Annotated in this window: 13 protein-coding genes and 5 tRNA genes; 15 read left to right on the forward strand and 3 right to left on the reverse strand. The window is 50.0% G+C overall.

What is annotated here, in order from left to right; genetic code table 11:
• Positions 1 to 2 precede the first annotated feature (2 nt).
• The 6 genes from hutG to L4174_RS08810 all read left to right on the forward strand — a co-directional run bounded on the left by hutG (position 3) and on the right by L4174_RS08810 (position 6,980).
• The gene (gene hutG, locus L4174_RS08785) at positions 3 to 1,004 is read left to right on the forward strand and encodes a formimidoylglutamase (protein WP_248140401.1); all 1,002 of its coding nucleotides are present in this window, start codon (positions 3 to 5) and stop codon (positions 1,002 to 1,004) included.
• Positions 1,005 to 1,028: 24 nt separating this feature from the next.
• Positions 1,029 to 2,711, forward strand: a complete 1,683-nt coding sequence (hutU, locus tag L4174_RS08790) for a urocanate hydratase (protein ID WP_248140402.1) — start codon at positions 1,029 to 1,031, stop codon at positions 2,709 to 2,711.
• Positions 2,712 to 2,732: 21 nt separating this feature from the next.
• Complete coding sequence (gene hutH, locus L4174_RS08795; protein WP_371929323.1) at positions 2,733 to 4,265, forward strand: histidine ammonia-lyase; 1,533 nt, start codon at positions 2,733 to 2,735, stop codon at positions 4,263 to 4,265.
• A 452-nt stretch (positions 4,266 to 4,717) separates the two neighbouring features.
• The gene (locus tag L4174_RS08800; protein WP_248140404.1) at positions 4,718 to 5,587 is read left to right on the forward strand and encodes a fructosamine kinase family protein; all 870 of its coding nucleotides are present in this window, start codon (positions 4,718 to 4,720) and stop codon (positions 5,585 to 5,587) included.
• A 97-nt stretch (positions 5,588 to 5,684) separates the two neighbouring features.
• Positions 5,685 to 6,338 (forward strand): hexitol phosphatase HxpB, encoded by a 654-nt coding sequence (hxpB, locus tag L4174_RS08805; RefSeq protein ID WP_248140405.1) that lies wholly within the window; start codon positions 5,685 to 5,687, stop codon positions 6,336 to 6,338.
• Positions 6,339 to 6,776: 438 nt separating this feature from the next.
• The gene (locus L4174_RS08810) at positions 6,777 to 6,980 is read left to right on the forward strand and encodes a CPXCG motif-containing cysteine-rich protein (protein ID WP_248140406.1); all 204 of its coding nucleotides are present in this window, start codon (positions 6,777 to 6,779) and stop codon (positions 6,978 to 6,980) included.
• Between the two features lie 73 nt (positions 6,981 to 7,053).
• On the opposite strand, the gene L4174_RS08815 is transcribed toward L4174_RS08810, so the two are convergent.
• Positions 7,054 to 7,662, reverse strand: a complete 609-nt coding sequence (locus L4174_RS08815; RefSeq protein WP_248140407.1) for a riboflavin synthase subunit alpha — start codon at positions 7,660 to 7,662, stop codon at positions 7,054 to 7,056.
• A gap of 165 nt (positions 7,663 to 7,827) precedes the next feature.
• On the opposite strand from L4174_RS08815, the gene L4174_RS08820 reads away from it, so the two are divergent.
• The 9 genes from L4174_RS08820 to L4174_RS08860 all read left to right on the forward strand — a co-directional run bounded on the left by L4174_RS08820 (position 7,828) and on the right by L4174_RS08860 (position 13,330).
• The gene (locus tag L4174_RS08820) at positions 7,828 to 9,693 is read left to right on the forward strand and encodes a diguanylate cyclase (protein WP_248140408.1); all 1,866 of its coding nucleotides are present in this window, start codon (positions 7,828 to 7,830) and stop codon (positions 9,691 to 9,693) included.
• A 104-nt stretch (positions 9,694 to 9,797) separates the two neighbouring features.
• Positions 9,798 to 11,168 (forward strand): MATE family efflux transporter, encoded by a 1,371-nt coding sequence (locus L4174_RS08825; protein ID WP_248140409.1) that lies wholly within the window; start codon positions 9,798 to 9,800, stop codon positions 11,166 to 11,168.
• Positions 11,169 to 11,283: 115 nt separating this feature from the next.
• Entirely contained in the window at positions 11,284 to 12,345 is a 1,062-nt protein-coding gene (locus L4174_RS08830) for a DUF3080 domain-containing protein (RefSeq protein WP_248140410.1), read from the forward strand.
• 44 nt (positions 12,346 to 12,389) lie between these two features.
• Positions 12,390 to 12,650 (forward strand): DUF5062 family protein, encoded by a 261-nt coding sequence (locus L4174_RS08835; RefSeq protein ID WP_036753032.1) that lies wholly within the window; start codon positions 12,390 to 12,392, stop codon positions 12,648 to 12,650.
• A gap of 160 nt (positions 12,651 to 12,810) precedes the next feature.
• A tRNA-Val gene (locus L4174_RS08840) sits at positions 12,811 to 12,887 on the forward strand.
• A gap of 28 nt (positions 12,888 to 12,915) precedes the next feature.
• Positions 12,916 to 12,992 (forward strand) — tRNA-Val (locus L4174_RS08845).
• 48 nt (positions 12,993 to 13,040) lie between these two features.
• Positions 13,041 to 13,117, forward strand: a tRNA-Val gene (locus L4174_RS08850).
• A gap of 14 nt (positions 13,118 to 13,131) precedes the next feature.
• A tRNA-Val gene (locus L4174_RS08855) sits at positions 13,132 to 13,208 on the forward strand.
• Positions 13,209 to 13,253: 45 nt separating this feature from the next.
• Positions 13,254 to 13,330: transfer RNA gene (locus tag L4174_RS08860), tRNA-Val, on the forward strand.
• A gap of 62 nt (positions 13,331 to 13,392) precedes the next feature.
• Here L4174_RS08860 and L4174_RS08865 read toward each other — a convergent pair.
• Both L4174_RS08865 and L4174_RS08870 read right to left on the reverse strand, forming a co-directional pair.
• Positions 13,393 to 14,166, reverse strand: a complete 774-nt coding sequence (locus L4174_RS08865; RefSeq protein ID WP_248140411.1) for a phage protease — start codon at positions 14,164 to 14,166, stop codon at positions 13,393 to 13,395.
• A gap of 168 nt (positions 14,167 to 14,334) precedes the next feature.
• On the reverse strand, positions 14,335 to 15,783 hold the full coding sequence (locus tag L4174_RS08870; RefSeq protein ID WP_248140412.1) for a P-loop ATPase, Sll1717 family: 1,449 nt from the start codon (positions 15,781 to 15,783) through the stop codon (positions 14,335 to 14,337).
• Between the last annotated feature and the right edge of the window lie 305 nt (positions 15,784 to 16,088).

Raw genomic sequence — 16,088 nt, forward strand, 5'->3', positions numbered from 1 at the left:
GTATGCCGATTGATATGAGTGTCTGGCAAGGCCGCAGTGATCCTGAAGACGGCAACAAAGGTCTGCGCTGGCACGAAAAAGTCCAGCCTGCCGACAACGCAAATGACAGCGGCATCATGCTGCTGGGCTTTGCCTGCGATGAAGGGGTATCCCGCAACAAGGGCCGTACCGGCGCCTATGATGCCCCGGTTGCCATTCGCCGTGCGCTGGCCAATCTGGCCTGGCACCACGAAGGCCCGGTGTATGACGGTGGCAACATCAGTTGCGACGACAGCAATCTGGAACTGGCACAACATCGCCTGTCCGAAGATGTCAGCCGTGCCCTGCGTCAGAAGCACAAAGTAATTGTGTTTGGCGGCGGCCATGAAGTGGCCTGGGGATCGTTTCAGGGCATCGGTAACTACCTGCTGCAAAAACAGCATGTTGCGACAGAAGGTAACGACGAAGCACCACGCATTGGCATCATTAACTTCGATGCCCACTTTGACCTGCGCAACCCGCCGGGTGGTCAGCAGTCCCAAAAAGGCAGCTCTGGCACACCTTTTCATCAGGCGGCCCGCTTTTGTGAAGTGCATAACTGGCCGTTCAAATACGCTTGTCTGGGCCTGGCACGGACCAGCAATACAGAAGCGCTCTATGAAAAAGCAGACCGGCTGGGCGTGTTTTACAAAGATGACCATGAACTGAACTATCAGAAGATTGAACAGACACTGGTCGAACTGCAGCGTTTCATTGATCAGTGTGACTACCTCTATCTGACCATTGATCTGGATGTGTTCCCTGCCTCAGTGGCACCGGGCGTCAGCGCCCCGGCCGCCCGCGGCGTGCCGTTCGACATCGTAGAAATGCTGCTCGAACCGATTTTAAAAGCCAGAACCCCGAAAGGTGAATCGAAGATCCTGGTCGCGGATCTGGCTGAGTACAACCCTCGATTTGATATTGATAATCAAACTGCACGGTTAGCTGCACGGCTGGCCTGGACTATCGCCCGCGCGATTCGTTAATCGAAGAGCGGCAAGGAGAGCAAAATGACACAACATAATTCACGACTGGATACCACCCGTACCATCAAGGCGCCAACCGGCACGACGCTGAATGCCAAGTCATGGCTGACAGAAGCTCCACTGCGCATGCTGATGAACAACCTGCATCCGGATGTCGCTGAACACCCGCATTCACTGGTGGTTTACGGTGGTATTGGCCGTGCAGCCCGTAACTGGGAATGTTATGACAAAATTGTTGAAGTTCTGAAGCGTCTGGAAGACGACGAAACGCTGCTGGTTCAGTCCGGTAAACCTGTGGGTGTGTTCAAAACACATAGCAACGCACCACGTGTCCTGATCGCAAACTCGAACATCGTGCCACACTGGGCAAACTGGGAGCACTTCAACGAGCTGGATAAAAAAGGCCTGATGATGTACGGCCAGATGACTGCGGGCAGCTGGATCTACATCGGCTCTCAGGGCATCGTGCAGGGCACTTACGAAACTTTCGTTGCGATGGCACGCCAGCACTTTAACGGTGATGCTTCCGGTCGCTGGATCCTGACCGGTGGTCTGGGCGGTATGGGTGGCGCTCAGCCGCTGGCAGCAACCATGGCAGGTTTCTCTATGGTTGCCGTCGAGTGTGACGAATCCCGTATCGATTACCGCCTGCGTACCGGTTATGTCGACTGTAAAGCAACGACGCTGGATGAAGCACTGGCAATTATTGAAGAAGCAAAACAAACCGGTAAGCCTGTGTCTGTTGGCCTGCTGGGCAATGCCGCTGACGTTTTCCCTGAGCTGGTGAAACGCGGTATCGTACCAGACTGTACGACAGACCAAACCTCTGCCCACGATCCGCTGAATGGTTACCTGCCACAAGGCTGGACCATGGCACACGCGGCAGAAATGCGCCAGAAAGACGAAGCTGCCGTTGTGAAAGCAGCCAAACAATCCATGGCGGTTCAGGTTCAGGCGATGCTGGACTTACAAAAAGCAGGTTCTGCAACCGTCGACTACGGTAACAACATCCGTCAGATGGCGCTGGAAGAAGGCGTTGAAAACGCATTTGATTTCCCTGGATTTGTACCGGCTTACATCCGTCCGCTGTTCTGTGAAGGTGTTGGTCCGTTCCGTTGGGCTGCCCTGTCCGGCGACCCGGAAGACATCTACAAAACCGATCAGAAAGTCAAAGAGCTGATCCCGGATAACCCGCACCTGCACAACTGGCTGGACATGGCGCGCGAGCGTATCCAGTTCCAGGGACTGCCGGCGCGTATCTGCTGGGTCGGCCTGAAAGACCGTGCCCGTCTGGGTCTGGCATTCAACGAAATGGTCCGTAACGGCGAGCTGAAAGCCCCGATCGTAATTGGCCGTGACCACCTGGATTCAGGTTCTGTTTCCAGCCCGAACCGCGAAACTGAAGGAATGATGGACGGTTCAGACACCGTATCCGACTGGCCGCTGCTGAATGCCCTGCTGAACACCGCTTCCGGTGCAACCTGGGTATCTCTGCACCATGGTGGTGGTGTGGGTATGGGCTTCTCCCAGCATTCAGGTATGGTGATCGTCTGTGACGGTACCGACGAAGCTGAAGAGCGTATCCGCCGCGTTCTGCGCAACGACCCGGGTACAGGTGTGATGCGTCACGCAGACGCTGGCTACGACATTGCGATCAACTGTGCCAAAGAGCAGGGCCTGGATCTGCCAATGATCACTGACAAATAATTTCGAGCAGGAACAATGACTATGTATCAATTAGAAATCATCCCGGGAAAACTGAATCTGAAGCAGCTGCGTGAAGTGAGCCGCAACCCGGTGAAATTGTCTCTGCATGACTCAGCGCTGGCAGGCATGAAAGCCAGCACTGAAGCGGTTGAAAAGATCATTCGTGAAGACCGCGTGGTTTACGGTATCAACACCGGGTTTGGTCTGCTGGCCAACACGCGGATCGCAGTGGAAGATCTGGAAACCCTGCAACGCAGTATCGTCCTGTCACATGCAGCCGGTATTGGCGAATTCATGGATGACGCGACTGTCCGTCTGATGATGGTACTGAAAATCAACAGTCTGTCCCGTGGCTTCTCCGGCATCCGCCCTGAAGTCGTCAATGCCCTGATCACTCTGGTCAACGCTGAAGTGTATCCTTGCATTCCGAAAAAAGGCTCTGTCGGTGCATCCGGTGACCTGGCGCCACTGGCACACATGAGTACTGTTCTGCTTGGCGAAGGTCAGGCACGTTACCATGGTGAGATCATTTCAGGCGCTCAGGCACTCAAAGCTGCGGGTCTGGAGCCGATTGTCCTGGCACCGAAAGAAGGTCTGGCCCTGCTGAACGGTACGCAAGCCTCGACTGCCTTTGCACTGGAAGGTCTGTTTGCCGCAGAGGATCTGTTCTCTGCAGCGACCGTATGCGGCGCAATGTCTGTCGATGCAGCACTGGGCAGCCGTCGTCCGTTTGACCCGCGTATTCACAGCGTTCGTGGTCATCGCAGCCAGATGGATGCCGCCGCAGCCTACCGTCATATGCTGGATCACCGCAGTGAAATCGGTGACTCGCACGTCGACTGTGAGAAAGTGCAGGATCCGTATTCCCTGCGCTGTCAGCCACAGGTGATGGGTGCCTGCCTGCAGCAAATCCGTCAGGCCGCCGAAGTGCTTCTGGTCGAGTCCAACGCGGTTTCTGACAACCCGCTGGTCTTTGCGGAAGATGATGACATTATCTCCGGCGGTAACTTCCATGCAGAACCAGTCGCCATGGCAGCTGATAACCTGGCGCTGGCAATTGCTGAAATCGGCAGCCTGTCTGAGCGACGCATGGCGCTGTTGATTGACAGTGCACTGAGCAAACTGCCACCGTTCCTGGTGGACAATGGCGGCGTGAACTCAGGGTTCATGATTGCTCAGGTGACGTCTGCAGCTCTGGCAAGCGAGAACAAAACCCTCGCCCACCCGGCTTCGGTTGACAGCCTGCCAACCTCGGCAAACCAGGAAGACCACGTCTCAATGGCTACTTTTGCCGGTCGCCGTCTGGCGGACATGGCTGAAAACACCCGCGGTATTCTGGCGGTTGAACTGCTGGCTGCGGCGCAAGGGCTGGATTTCCGTTCACCGAGAAAGAGCTCCGGACGAATCGAAGAAGCCAAAGATCGTCTGCGTGAGCGCGTCAGCTTCTATGATAAAGACCGCTACTTCGCGCCTGATATCGAGAAAGCCAATGCGCTGCTGCTTGAAGCCAGCTATAACAATCTGATGCCTGAAGCACTCCTGCCAAGTGTATAAGTCAGACAAAGGTTAAAAACGAAGCCGGGATTATCCCGGCTTTCTTTTTGCCAGAACCCAAAATCATACACTGCCTTTCCCATTCATCTGGCTTCATTTTTCTTGTCCTGCGCGTAACCATCACTACACCATTCCCACAAAGATAACCCGCCACGTCAGAGAATCCAGGTCATTCCTATTTTTGCAAAGCCAATTGCCTGTTTTTGCTCTTTAATCAGTAGAAACACAAGAAATAGTCTAAGCTGTGATGAGGTAGAGCCGGGGCAACTGATATAAATCAAAGAGAATGAATCGCATCAGGCCATAATAGCCGGTAACTGTCAGCGAATACGTGGCAGGCTAACCTGTGCCCCTACAGATTTGGCGTCACTGTCTTTTAAATTCAGTCCGATTGGACTGTGTTGTTCCGTTATTTGATTTGTACCCAAACTGGTTTGTACCCGGAGGATGCTATGTGGCAAGCGATTTCCGATCAGCTTTCAGACGTACTCGAACACCCCTTTACAATCCGAGAGCGGGATACCCTCCCCGGCGGGGATGTGAACGACTGCTACTGCATCAGCGACGGGGACCAGAGGTACTTCATTAAACTCAACGACAAAGAACACCTGCCCGTCTTTGAGGCCGAAGCAGAAAGTCTCCGCCTGTTAAATGAAACCGGTTTTGTCACCGTCCCTGTCAGCCGGTATATGGGGGTCAGCCGGGACAAGGCTTTTCTGGTGCTGGATTTCATGCCCATGAAAAGTATGGATACCGAAGCTGCACATACTCTGGGGCAGCAACTGGCGCATTTACATCAATGGGGGGAACAGCCTGAATATGGCTTCGATATGGACAATTTTATTGGTCTGACCCCTCAGCCCAACCAATGGCGGCGAAAATGGTGCCGTTTCTTTGCCGAACAACGCATTGCCTGGCAGCTTCAGCTCTGTGAAGAAAAAGGCATGGAGTTCGGCAATATTGATGTCATCACCGGAAATGTGATTGAAATCCTGTCCGCCCGCCAGCCCAAACCTTCCCTGCTGCACGGCGATTTATGGCATGGCAATACTGCCCTGAGTGTCGACGGCCCGGTCATTTTCGATCCGGCCAGTTACTGGGGAGACCGGGAATGCGACATTGCCATGACAGAGCTTTTCGGTGGCTTTCCTGAAAGCTTTTACAATGGCTATCAGTCGGTCTTTCCGCTGGATGAAGGCTACAGCCAGAGACGGGATTTATACAACCTCTACCATCTGCTGAACCACTGCAACCTCTTCGGTGGTGAATACTTAGATCAGGCCGAACACTGTATCCGTAAACTGGACCTGAACAGCAGGTAATCTCCCGCCGCTCACTGCAATTTGACTACCGTCTTCAGGGCTGAAGTGATAAGGTTCACACTCCTTAAGTTTCACTTCAGCCCAAGACAGGATTCAAATGTTAAAAGCCGCAATCTTTGATATGGACGGCCTTCTGGTCGATTCTGAACCTTTCTGGCAACGTGCTCAGGTCGAGGTATTTTCTTCTTTGGGAGTCAAAATTTCTCAGCAGGATACGCTGGAAACCATGGGACTCCGCATCGACCACATTGTTGACCTCTGGTTTGAGCGTCAGCCGTGGCAGGGACCAAACTGCCAGGAAGTCAACGACCTGATCACCAAACGCGTCGAAGCACTGGTTCAGGAGCACAAACCCATGTTACCCGGTGTTCTGGAAGCCATCCAAACCTGCCAGGAGCTGGGCCTGAAAATTGCCCTGGCTTCATCTTCACCAATGAGTCTGATCCACGCCACGCTGGATGCGCTGTCGCTCACCGAAGCTTTCAGTGCACTGTTCTCTGCCGAGCACCTGCGTTTTGGTAAACCTCACCCGGAAGTGTATCTGAATGCAGCTGATGCACTGGGTGTTGAGCCCCATCTGTGCGTCGCATTTGAAGATTCGCTGAATGGCCTTCTGGCGGTGAAAGCGGCACGGATGAAAAGCATTGCTGTCCCGGAAGCTCAGCATCGCGATGACCTGCGCTGGTCCATTGCCGACCGAAAACTTAACTCGCTGCTCGAAGTAAATAAAGCATTAATCACCGGTCTTTAATCAGCTTCAGTGATGATTAGCATTTCTGTTTTTACCAGCAGAGATGCTAATCCATTGAATTCTCAGTTCCTCTGCTTTTTCCAGCCGCATTGAGGCTGTTTTGACTCAAAAAAATAGAGTTCACTTCACACCTTCAGACGCTTGTCCACCGCAGATTTCCGAAGTTGCCAGACACCCGCTTTCCAATCCGCAAAACTTCTCAGCAACTCAAAGTTTGCGGTTAATTCACGGCAAAAACTAATCCGGCTCGCTAGGATTAACATAACGGTTTACAAATCGATTCTCCGTGTCATTTCAGGACGAGGCGCTTCATCTCATCCTCCGGGTTCAGCGCTGAGCCGGACCCGAATGCACAGGGAAAATACCACTCTCCAGTAAGGAAGTTGGACGCAGTGTCTGTGTGCCATTTGGTGTTAGGTACATGTTAAGGAGTTTAGAATGAAGAATTACAGCGAGCAGAGTGTGATTTGTCCGCATTGCGGCCACAATATCCGCATTACGCTGGATACCAGTGCCGGCAGCCAGGAATTTTATGATGATTGTCCCGCCTGTTGTCATGCCATCCACCTGAACATGCAGGTCGATGATCTGCACAAAACAATTCATTTGTTTGTGGATGCAGACGACGAGCAAATTTTCTGAGCACACCTCCGTCGGAGTGTGCATGAAACACCGCCCTGCCTTATGGCAGGGCGAATAATTTGTGGGCCACGCATCAGCTGCGGGCGGCCATGACACGCTCTACAGTATCAACAACAGCCTGAGTCTGAGGATCAATCTCAATATTGATTGCATCCCCCGGACGCCGGGTTGCCAGATTGGTTCTGGTGAGCGTCTCCGGAATCAGATTGACATTGAAGCGTTGTGCTTCCACATCACCAATCGTCAGACTGGCACCATCAATGCCGATATAACCTTTCGTGAACACATATTTCATCAAAGACGACGGCATCGAGAACCAAATCTTGTAATTGTTTTCAGATTCAATCACCTCATCCACCGTTGCGGTTGTCATGATATGTCCCGACATACTGTGACCCCCGATTTCATCCCCGAATTTCGCCGCACGCTCGATGTTCACCCGGTCCCCTTCACGGAGCAAACCAAGATTGGTCACACGCAGGGTCTCCTGCATCAAATCAAACGACACAAGATTGCCATCGATTCGGGTAACCGTCAGACAGCAACCGTTATGTGCGACGGATGACCCAAGCTCTAAGCCATGAATGAGCTCATCCGGCAAACGAAGCACGTGTGTCTGGAAATCTTTTTTCTTTTTAATTTCAACAACTTCAAAAGTTCCCTGAACAATTCCTGTAAACATCTGTCCTCCGCATTTAAAAGCAAAAACAAGCTTTAACTCACAATTTGACCACAAAGTTAGAACAACTGTCCCAAAATTTTGTGACTCGATTGTATTGGGTCAGGCAAATACTTATCCTTACTCACCGTAATGTTTCGCAGCGGTATTACGCTTAATTTCCTGACCATGTTTAAATCGCACACCAATCACCTGGGCTTCCGAATCCAACTTACTTTAACGACAGTCATTCTTCTGAGTGCCATTGGTGTCGGCATGATTTGGTACAACAGTTCTGAACGCGCCATCACCCAGGCGATTGAAGGATTTTACCGCCAGAGCAATGACGTCGTGAAAGATCACCTGGATGAATTTTTTAACAATGTCCGGCTGATCTACAAACAACAGGAACTGATGTCTGACGAACTGGATGCGATCGTTCAGGACAGAACAAAAATGCAACAGTACCTGACCGATTCTCTCGTTCAGCACCCTAACATAGAGCACTTTTACTTTGCTACACCGGAAGGCGGATTCAGGCTGATTGGCCGCGACCCGGATATTGTCCGGTTCAAACTGCCCGAAAGCTATGCAAATTATCTGGAATTTATCGAAACTGAGCGCCCGGAAGCAAGTGCGTTGCACCGCTACATTATTCATCCGGAAAAACAGAACATCCTGCTGAATACCAAGGAATACTATGACGCCCGTAAGCAACCCTGGTTTTTTCAGGCGCTGACTCATGACCAGGCCGTATGGAGTGAGCTGATCAAGCGTGAGGAACAGCAAGGTGAGCTGGGGGTTACGTTATCAAAAGCAGAATACGACCAGGCCGGCGAACTGCTGGGTGTCTGGGGCATGGATATTGATTTAACACCGCTAATTGATGAGCTGGAAAGTATCAAAATCAGTCCGAACAGCGTCATCACCATTCTGGGCCGGCAGGGAACAATACTGACCAGTACCCGGCCGGATCATGTGGCTGCCTACGGGGAACTGAAAACGATTGATCCTCAGCAGACGCCGCTTCTCTATAAAGTCTGGAAATACAGATACGGGCACACAACTGAAGTCAGCCCGGTCTACCGTTTTCACTGTCAGGGACAGGACTGGCTGAGCTATACCGGCTATTACACTCTGGACGGGGATGACCGGGTCACCATCGTCATGCTGTCGCCGTTAAGCGACTTCACTTCTGTCTTCATGACAGCCAAAGATACGGCCATCATCCTGACCCTGGTGCTCATGATCATCGCTGCCATCTACGGGTACTACGGAAACCGTTACATTCTGACGCCCATTCAGCGCCTGACACACGCGATTAACAATATCAGCAAGGGTCATTGGGGGCAGACACTGAATCTGAAACGGAATGACGAAGTGGGCCAGCTGGCGGATGCATTCGATGATATGAGCCGGCATCTGGAACAAACCATTACCCACCTGGATCAGGAGCGCGAAGAAACGGCCAGACTCAACCTGTTACTGGAAAAACAGAATCAGGAACTGGAGGCCAGAGTCGCAGCCCGCACTCTTGCCCTGAAGAAAGCCAACAGCCGTCTGGAAAAACTGGCTTTTTATGATCCCCTGACCAACGCACCGAACCGCCGCTATTTCTGGCAGCGATTCAATGAAATGCGTGATCGGCAAGGGTGCTGGCTGATGTTACTGGACGTGGATAATTTCAAAAAACTGAATGACACTTACGGACACCAGGTTGGCGATCAGGCCCTGCAGCATCTGGTCAATATCTGTAATGACACCTTTGACGAACCCGACTTTATTGGACGAATCGGTGGAGAGGAGTTTGCAATCTGCTCTCTCGCTCCGGATGAAAGCACCATTCGCCGGATCGCAGATGACCTGTTGAAACGCATTGCCTCAATCCCGGTTTCACTGGGAGACACGCTGATCACCATCACCGTCAGCATGGGGATCACCCAGTGTGAACCCGGCAGTAAAGGCTGTTTTGGCATTGCAGACGGATTGCTTTATCAGGCGAAACAATCGGGTAAAAACAAAGCGCTGATGATGAATCTGCAAGAGCGCGGCTAGCTTAGTGAGACTGATTGAATAAATCGTTGTCTGCCGGAGGGAAGCCGATATAATCACTACTGAATAATCTTCCAACAAGATATCCCTGCCCGCTGGAGCAATTTGTGCATTTTTATCGTCTTGAAACTAAGCGATTGCTTAAACTCGCTATTCCCGTTCTGATCGCTTCTGTTGCCCAGACTGCGATGAGTTTTATTGATACTGTGATGGCCGGTAGTGTCAGCGCAACTGATATGGCTGCGGTCTCCGTGGCTTCCAGCATCTGGATGCCTGCAATTCTGTTTGGAATTGGTGTACTGCTCGCTATGGTTCCCATCGTCGCTCAGCTGAATGGTTCCGGACAGAAAGAAAAAATCCCGTTTCAGGTTCAGCACAGTTTTCTCTTAGCGCTGCTGCTGTCTGTCCCTGTGATTCTGGTGCTGTATAACGCTGGCGTCCTGATCGATTATATGGCGCTCGAAAGCGTCCTGTCTGAAAAAACCATCGGTTATCTGCACGCGGTTCTTTATGCCGTTCCGGCCCTGTTTCTGTTTCAGGCCTTACGCAGCTTCTCTGAAGGATTATCCCTGACGGTTCCGGGCATGGTGATTGGTTTCATCGGCCTGCTTGCCAACATTCCTCTGAACTGGGTCTTTGTCTACGGTAAATTTGGCGCACCGGCTCTGGGCGGTGTAGGCTGCGGCGTCGCAACCGCCATTGTCTACTGGCTGATGTTCTTTGCCATGCTGATTTACGTCCTGGTGAACAAAAAACTCAACCGGATTGGGCTGTTCAACACCCTGTATCAGCCTGAAATGAGTACCGTCACCCGCCAGTTCAAACTAGGTTTTCCGATTGCGGCCGCACTGTTTTTTGAAGTCTCGCTCTTTGCCGCCATTGCCCTGCTGATTGCGCCGCTTGGCTCCATTGTGGTGGCCGCGCACCAGATTGCGATTAACTTTTCCTCGCTGGTCTTTATGCTCCCGATGAGCCTGAGCGCAGCGACCAGTATCCGGGTTGGACATCAGCTGGGTGAGAAAAACTTCGACGGCGCCAGAATTTCCAGCCATTGCGGTATCTGGCTGGGCGTCGCTGTCTCTCTGACCACCGCGGTACTCACGGTCATTTTCCGTGAACCCATTGGGTTACTTTATACCGATAACCCGGAAGTGGTCAGTCTTGCCGCCCAGTTATTGTTCCTTGCAGCGGTTTACCAATGCAGTGATGCCATCCAAGTGGTCGCTGCCGGTGCACTCCGCGGGTATAAAGACATGCAGGCAATTTTCGTCCGGACTTTCATTGCCTACTGGATCTTCGGCCTGCCGACCGGTTACACCCTGGGGATGACGCATCTGGTCACCGAGCCGATGGGCCCGCACGGATTCTGGATTGGTAACGTGGTTGGTCTGACGGCCGCTGCCATCATGCTGACAACACGCTTACTGTGGCTGCAACGTCAGGATCACGACTTCCAGCTGGCCCTGTCAGTCCGCTAATCCGGGCTCTGTAATCTGGCAACAGTACATAGAAGGCAGCAAAAGCTGCCTTTTCTTTACCTGAAAAGTCAGCATGTTAGCGTATACTTTGAAAAAACCGTCTGAAGTATCGCCCATGCTTTTTGTTCTCCGTCATTTTGTTGCTGGTCTGAAAGTCTTCCTGCTGTCGGTCTGCCTTATGCTGCTGAGTAGCTGCGACACACCGTCGTCAGAAAGCAGTTTCACAAATTATACCGATCGTCTGGCCTCGGTTCTGGACAGCAGTGAACCCGAAGCACCCAAGACTGCAATCCCCCCGCTGCCGGAAGTCAGTGAACTGCTGCAACAGACAGAAGATGTCCGAATGGGCCTACTGGATGCTTACGAGTTAAGAGCATGCGGCCTGTTTCAGCTGATTGCGGAGCGAAATTCCGTGCTGGGTAAAGTTCAGGACCGAACCCGGCAACTGCGTTACGAATTACTGTTACTGGACGGTATCAGTCACTGCCTTGCAACACTGCCGGAGAACAGCAAACTGCAGGCACAGCTCCTTCAGGTCCAGCGCATCAAACAGCAGGATTTACCCAAATATTTCTGGAACATGCTGCTCACCGGTGAAGAATGGCAGAAGCAATTCAAGCCGACCCATATCGCTTTCCCGTTAAACGCTATGCCCGGCGCTTCTGAAAGTCAGCATATTTTCCGCGGAATCGCCGAGATCGCCCGACAAATCAGCGCAGGACAGACGGTGACATCCCAAGCCGCAGACAACTTGCTGACCTATCAGGCAGACATTCACACCTTCCGTTATCTCGGCCAGTTGTTTTACGCCATGGCCCGCGCCCGGGACTGGCTCAATACAACCACCCGGTTGCTGAACAGCCAGGATTCGCAGGTGATGTGCGGTCCAAACCGCAACCAGCAACAAGCCGATTACCTGCAGAACGTGTTTTATAAGTTTTATGTCGGCGAGATTCAGCCCTATCTGGCAAAACTCGACAGTCAATACCAGGAAATTTCGCCCGACCTGCAAGCCTTATTTACAACGCCAGCACGCCCCGCTGCACTGGCTGACTACCAGAGTTATTACATTGACGGTGCATTACACAGCCAGTTTCGTGAAGCCACGCTCAACCATGTGCATTACTGGCAGACACTCTTCAAACGCTGTGGGATAAAGGTCGGACAGACCGGATAGCCTTCGCTATGCTTGATGAACAGAAATCGCGATGGAGTGACGCAATGAAAAAAATAAAAAATGAGCAAAAGTTGCTCAAAAAAGCCATGGAACTCGGCATCGCCTTTGCCCGAAAGCAGGGATACGAAGATTTTGGCAAAGGCATCTCTGAAAAAGACAAAGTCGAATGTATCTATCGCCTGCTGGTCGACGTCAAACAAATCACCCCCCTCGCCCCGGATCAGGAAGACGGCCCCAACATGCGTCACAAACTGGCCATCTGGATTTCCCGGCTGTTACCGCCGGATCATGAGTTACTGCAATAATTCTTCCCGAAAAACAATCACTCACTGACTGAAAGCGCACCAGGCAGTACAAGTTGCAACCAAACAGTCACGAAAAATAAAAAAGCCAACTCAAACACTTGCACCGGAGGGAGTGAATCGCTAATATTCACCCCGTTCTGATGCAGAGCACTTCCATGATACGACCGTAGCTCAGCTGGTTAGAGCACCACCTTGACATGGTGGGGGTCGGTGGTTCGAGTCCACTCGGTCGTACCAAATTTCGCATTAGAATAACTTAAATTTCGCGTCTGTAGCTCAGCTGGTTAGAGTACTACCTTGACATGGTAGGGGTCGGTGGTTCGAGTCCACTCAGACGCACCATATTTCGCAAATTGCCTCCCCTTTTTCAGGCAGTTCGCAACAAACAATACGACCGTAGCTCAGCTGGTTAGAGCACCACCTTGACATGGTGGGGGTCGGTGGTTCGAGTCCACTCGGTCGTACCAAAATTTAAAAATCTGCGTCTGTAGCTCAGCTGGTTAGAGTACTACCTTGACATGGTAGGGGTCGGTGGTTCGAGTCCACTCAGACGCACCATATTTCGCAATTGCCTCCCCTTTCAGGCAGTTTGCAACAGACAATACGACCGTAGCTCAGCTGGTTAGAGCACCACCTTGACATGGTGGGGGTCGGTGGTTCGAGTCCACTCGGTCGTACCAAACAGAGAAGCCCGTTCGAAAGAGCGGGCTTTTTCTTTGCTAAGAAGATGTATTCCACTTCTCTACATTACACTGGTGTTGCCAGATTCAGAAAGCTGCTTGGCGGCGGCTTCGTCGCTGACCCCTGTGAGTGAGTCTTTCAGCAGTTGAACCATGGCGGTGTGCTGTTCGGCAGAGAGTTTCAGCCCTTTGGTGTTCGCTTCGAACAGTGCGATCAGTTGTTCCCACATTGTTTGTCGTTCCTCAAAGAATTTATTCGCCAGTGACTCGGAAAGGTAGGTTGGGCAATCGTGCAGGCTGGCTTCGCTCAGCTCGATTTTGTCGAGGTTTCTGATGCATGGCCGTGTGACCAACCCGGCGCCCAGCAGGGTTGGGCCAAATTCCTGATACTGGCCGTTCTGCCCTTGTTCGTTACTGACGTAATTGGGATGAATTTCGGCGCTCAGGTATTTAAAGCCTTCTTTGGTGACTTTGCTGATGCCGAGTTCGTACCACTCCACCTCTGCACGTAATCGACCGCGATCGGTAAACAAGCGACGCACCACCGCCCCGGCACCGTTTTCAGGCTGGTGCTCAATGTCGATGTTGATTTCCTGGCCATAGACGTTCTCGTTGAAGTTTTTGACCAGGTCATCGAACATTTGCTGGGTCAGTTCGAATTCGCCGTAGCGCGGATCGTAAAATTTGCCGGTTCGGGTAATGGTGACAACACTGCGTTTACTGCTGCTGTGGGTATCCACCTTCACAGCATCCGACAGGAGATGAATGGCCCCGCTGGCCGGTGCTGCACTGAGTGCCAGCACAACACTGGCGGAAAGAAAGGATTGTTTGCTCATGTCTCTGCCCTAAAACGGAAAAGCCCCTGAGGGTAAACTCAGGGGCTCGGTCGCCATCAATGTGGGGAGAGTGGCAGAGGCTTGGAAGCGGCGGGAGGGGGATCATGGTAATTACGCTGACACAGAACTATGAACACCCTCTTCTGCGAAGCAATTTGCTATGTGTAATTACATCGACAGAGCTTCTCTAAGTCCTATATGCACAACCATTTGTTTACTAAAATCTAAATCAGAGTTGTTTTCACGATGAGACCAAGATTGGTACTGCTTACCACCTTTCTCTCTATTTTTCCAAGTGTTTCCTATAACACTAAAGTTATATAGATTAATTAGTGCCTGTTCAGCCTTAATGTTTTTATAATGAAAAACATTATCTTCATAATACTTAACAATATCTTTGAAATAAAAATAGTGCCGATTAAAATTTTTAATTAACTTAAGGCTTTCTTCTATTTCAATATCTGTAACATGTCCTGACATTTCATTCCTAACTTCGTCTAACAGATATTGAGAATAATCTGATCTAGCATCTGCTAAAGTTTGCCATCTAAAAGAATTATGCGACGGATGTTTCTCAATAATAGAATTCAGAAATGTAATAATATCCCTAGGCCTAAAGAATGTTCTTTCGAGTAAAAAACGTTCAGTAGGTATTTTATTAACATTATCAGGAAACAACAAACCAAATGCGGCATGATCAGATGCAGCTCCTAACAAAGGACTAGATTTCTTTGCTTTTGTTAATATCATTTTAATAAGTGGAGAACTCTTACTTATTCTATCTCCCCACTCTATTTTTACTGAATTTATTCTCTTTATTTTGTTCAAGTCAGGATCATTTAATATCGAAAATATATCTGTTCGCAGCAGGACAACCGATTTGGCTTCGATCCCATTCTCTACCATTTTAAGGTTTAAGTTATCTGCTGCTTTTATTAAACTTAAAATTGAATTTTTGTAATAGTCATCATCTCGAAAACGATCATCCAATTCATCATATATGATAGTATGAATTGTTGATGTACATTTCAATGCTTTAACAACAGTAAATTCTAAAGCCTCAATATAATCTAGATAACTACCTGTCTCTATTTTATCGCCAAAGTTGTTCTCGATGAAAGATCGAAAAACCCCGCCTCTTATTTTATTAGCTTTAGTAATCTCAATAATTCTTTTACTATCAATATCAATAGATTTGTAGTTCTCCTCAAAGAAATCCTCAATTTTATCTTTATGCTCATTCTTTGACATTTTACTATCTTTTAGTATTGAGCGAGATAAGTCTAGTAGAAGCATCCACCTCCATATTTCATAATATTCGTTAGGTTTCACATCTTCAGTTTTCAAGTGTACTAACTCTTGGAACTTAAAATCCTTGTAGGATCGAATGTCACAATTCCAACTATCATTTTTACTCGACATTTTCTTCATATAATGAGCTAAAAAAGTCTTTCCAGATCCTTTTCTACCCAAAATCAAAAATTTTTCTTTTCTTTGCACCTGATCATAAATTGATTTCTCGTTTATAAAAAACTCTTCAAAGTTATCTCTATAAATTGCCTCTTTTTTACCATCATTCTGACCTAAGTATAGGTCTTTAAGCTCCAATTGATTCAAATCTTACTCCTATCTTAATTGTTACTTATACATCATGTTTTGTGAACATAAGATGATATACCTCATTCGCATATCATTCTTTGCCCTCGTTCAACTTTCACCAACTAATCATATATTTAAACAGCATGCTAGCAAACGTCATTTCTGGCTTTTGCATGCTCCGATCACATCAGTAGAAGCTCAGCCCTACCGGCACTTCCACCCACCGCTTACAACGGCACAGCGCGACACCCTCTGCGACTTTGACGCAGCGGGAGCGGATGACGCCTTGGTGGGTAAAGATGCAGTGGCCGCATTCGCAGACG

It is taken from the genome of Photobacterium sp. CCB-ST2H9, assembly GCF_023151555.2.
Lineage (GTDB): Bacteria > Pseudomonadota > Gammaproteobacteria > Enterobacterales > Vibrionaceae > Photobacterium.

Coding starts and splice junctions, on each gene's coding strand:
- L4174_RS08820 (WP_248140408.1), top strand. CDS start 7,828: ATGTTTAAATCGCACACCAATCACCTGGGCTTCCGAATCCAACTTACT.
- hxpB (WP_248140405.1), top strand. CDS start 5,685: ATGTTAAAAGCCGCAATCTTTGATATGGACGGCCTTCTGGTCGATTCT.
- L4174_RS08865 (WP_248140411.1), bottom strand. CDS start 14,166: ATGAGCAAACAATCCTTTCTTTCCGCCAGTGTTGTGCTGGCACTCAGT.
- L4174_RS08835 (WP_036753032.1), top strand. CDS start 12,390: ATGAAAAAAATAAAAAATGAGCAAAAGTTGCTCAAAAAAGCCATGGAA.
- L4174_RS08810 (WP_248140406.1), top strand. CDS start 6,777: ATGAAGAATTACAGCGAGCAGAGTGTGATTTGTCCGCATTGCGGCCAC.
- hutU (WP_248140402.1), top strand. CDS start 1,029: ATGACACAACATAATTCACGACTGGATACCACCCGTACCATCAAGGCG.
- hutH (WP_371929323.1), top strand. CDS start 2,733: ATGTATCAATTAGAAATCATCCCGGGAAAACTGAATCTGAAGCAGCTG.
- L4174_RS08800 (WP_248140404.1), top strand. CDS start 4,718: ATGTGGCAAGCGATTTCCGATCAGCTTTCAGACGTACTCGAACACCCC.
- hutG (WP_248140401.1), top strand. CDS start 3: ATGCCGATTGATATGAGTGTCTGGCAAGGCCGCAGTGATCCTGAAGAC.
- L4174_RS08815 (WP_248140407.1), bottom strand. CDS start 7,662: ATGTTTACAGGAATTGTTCAGGGAACTTTTGAAGTTGTTGAAATTAAA.
- L4174_RS08830 (WP_248140410.1), top strand. CDS start 11,284: ATGCTTTTTGTTCTCCGTCATTTTGTTGCTGGTCTGAAAGTCTTCCTG.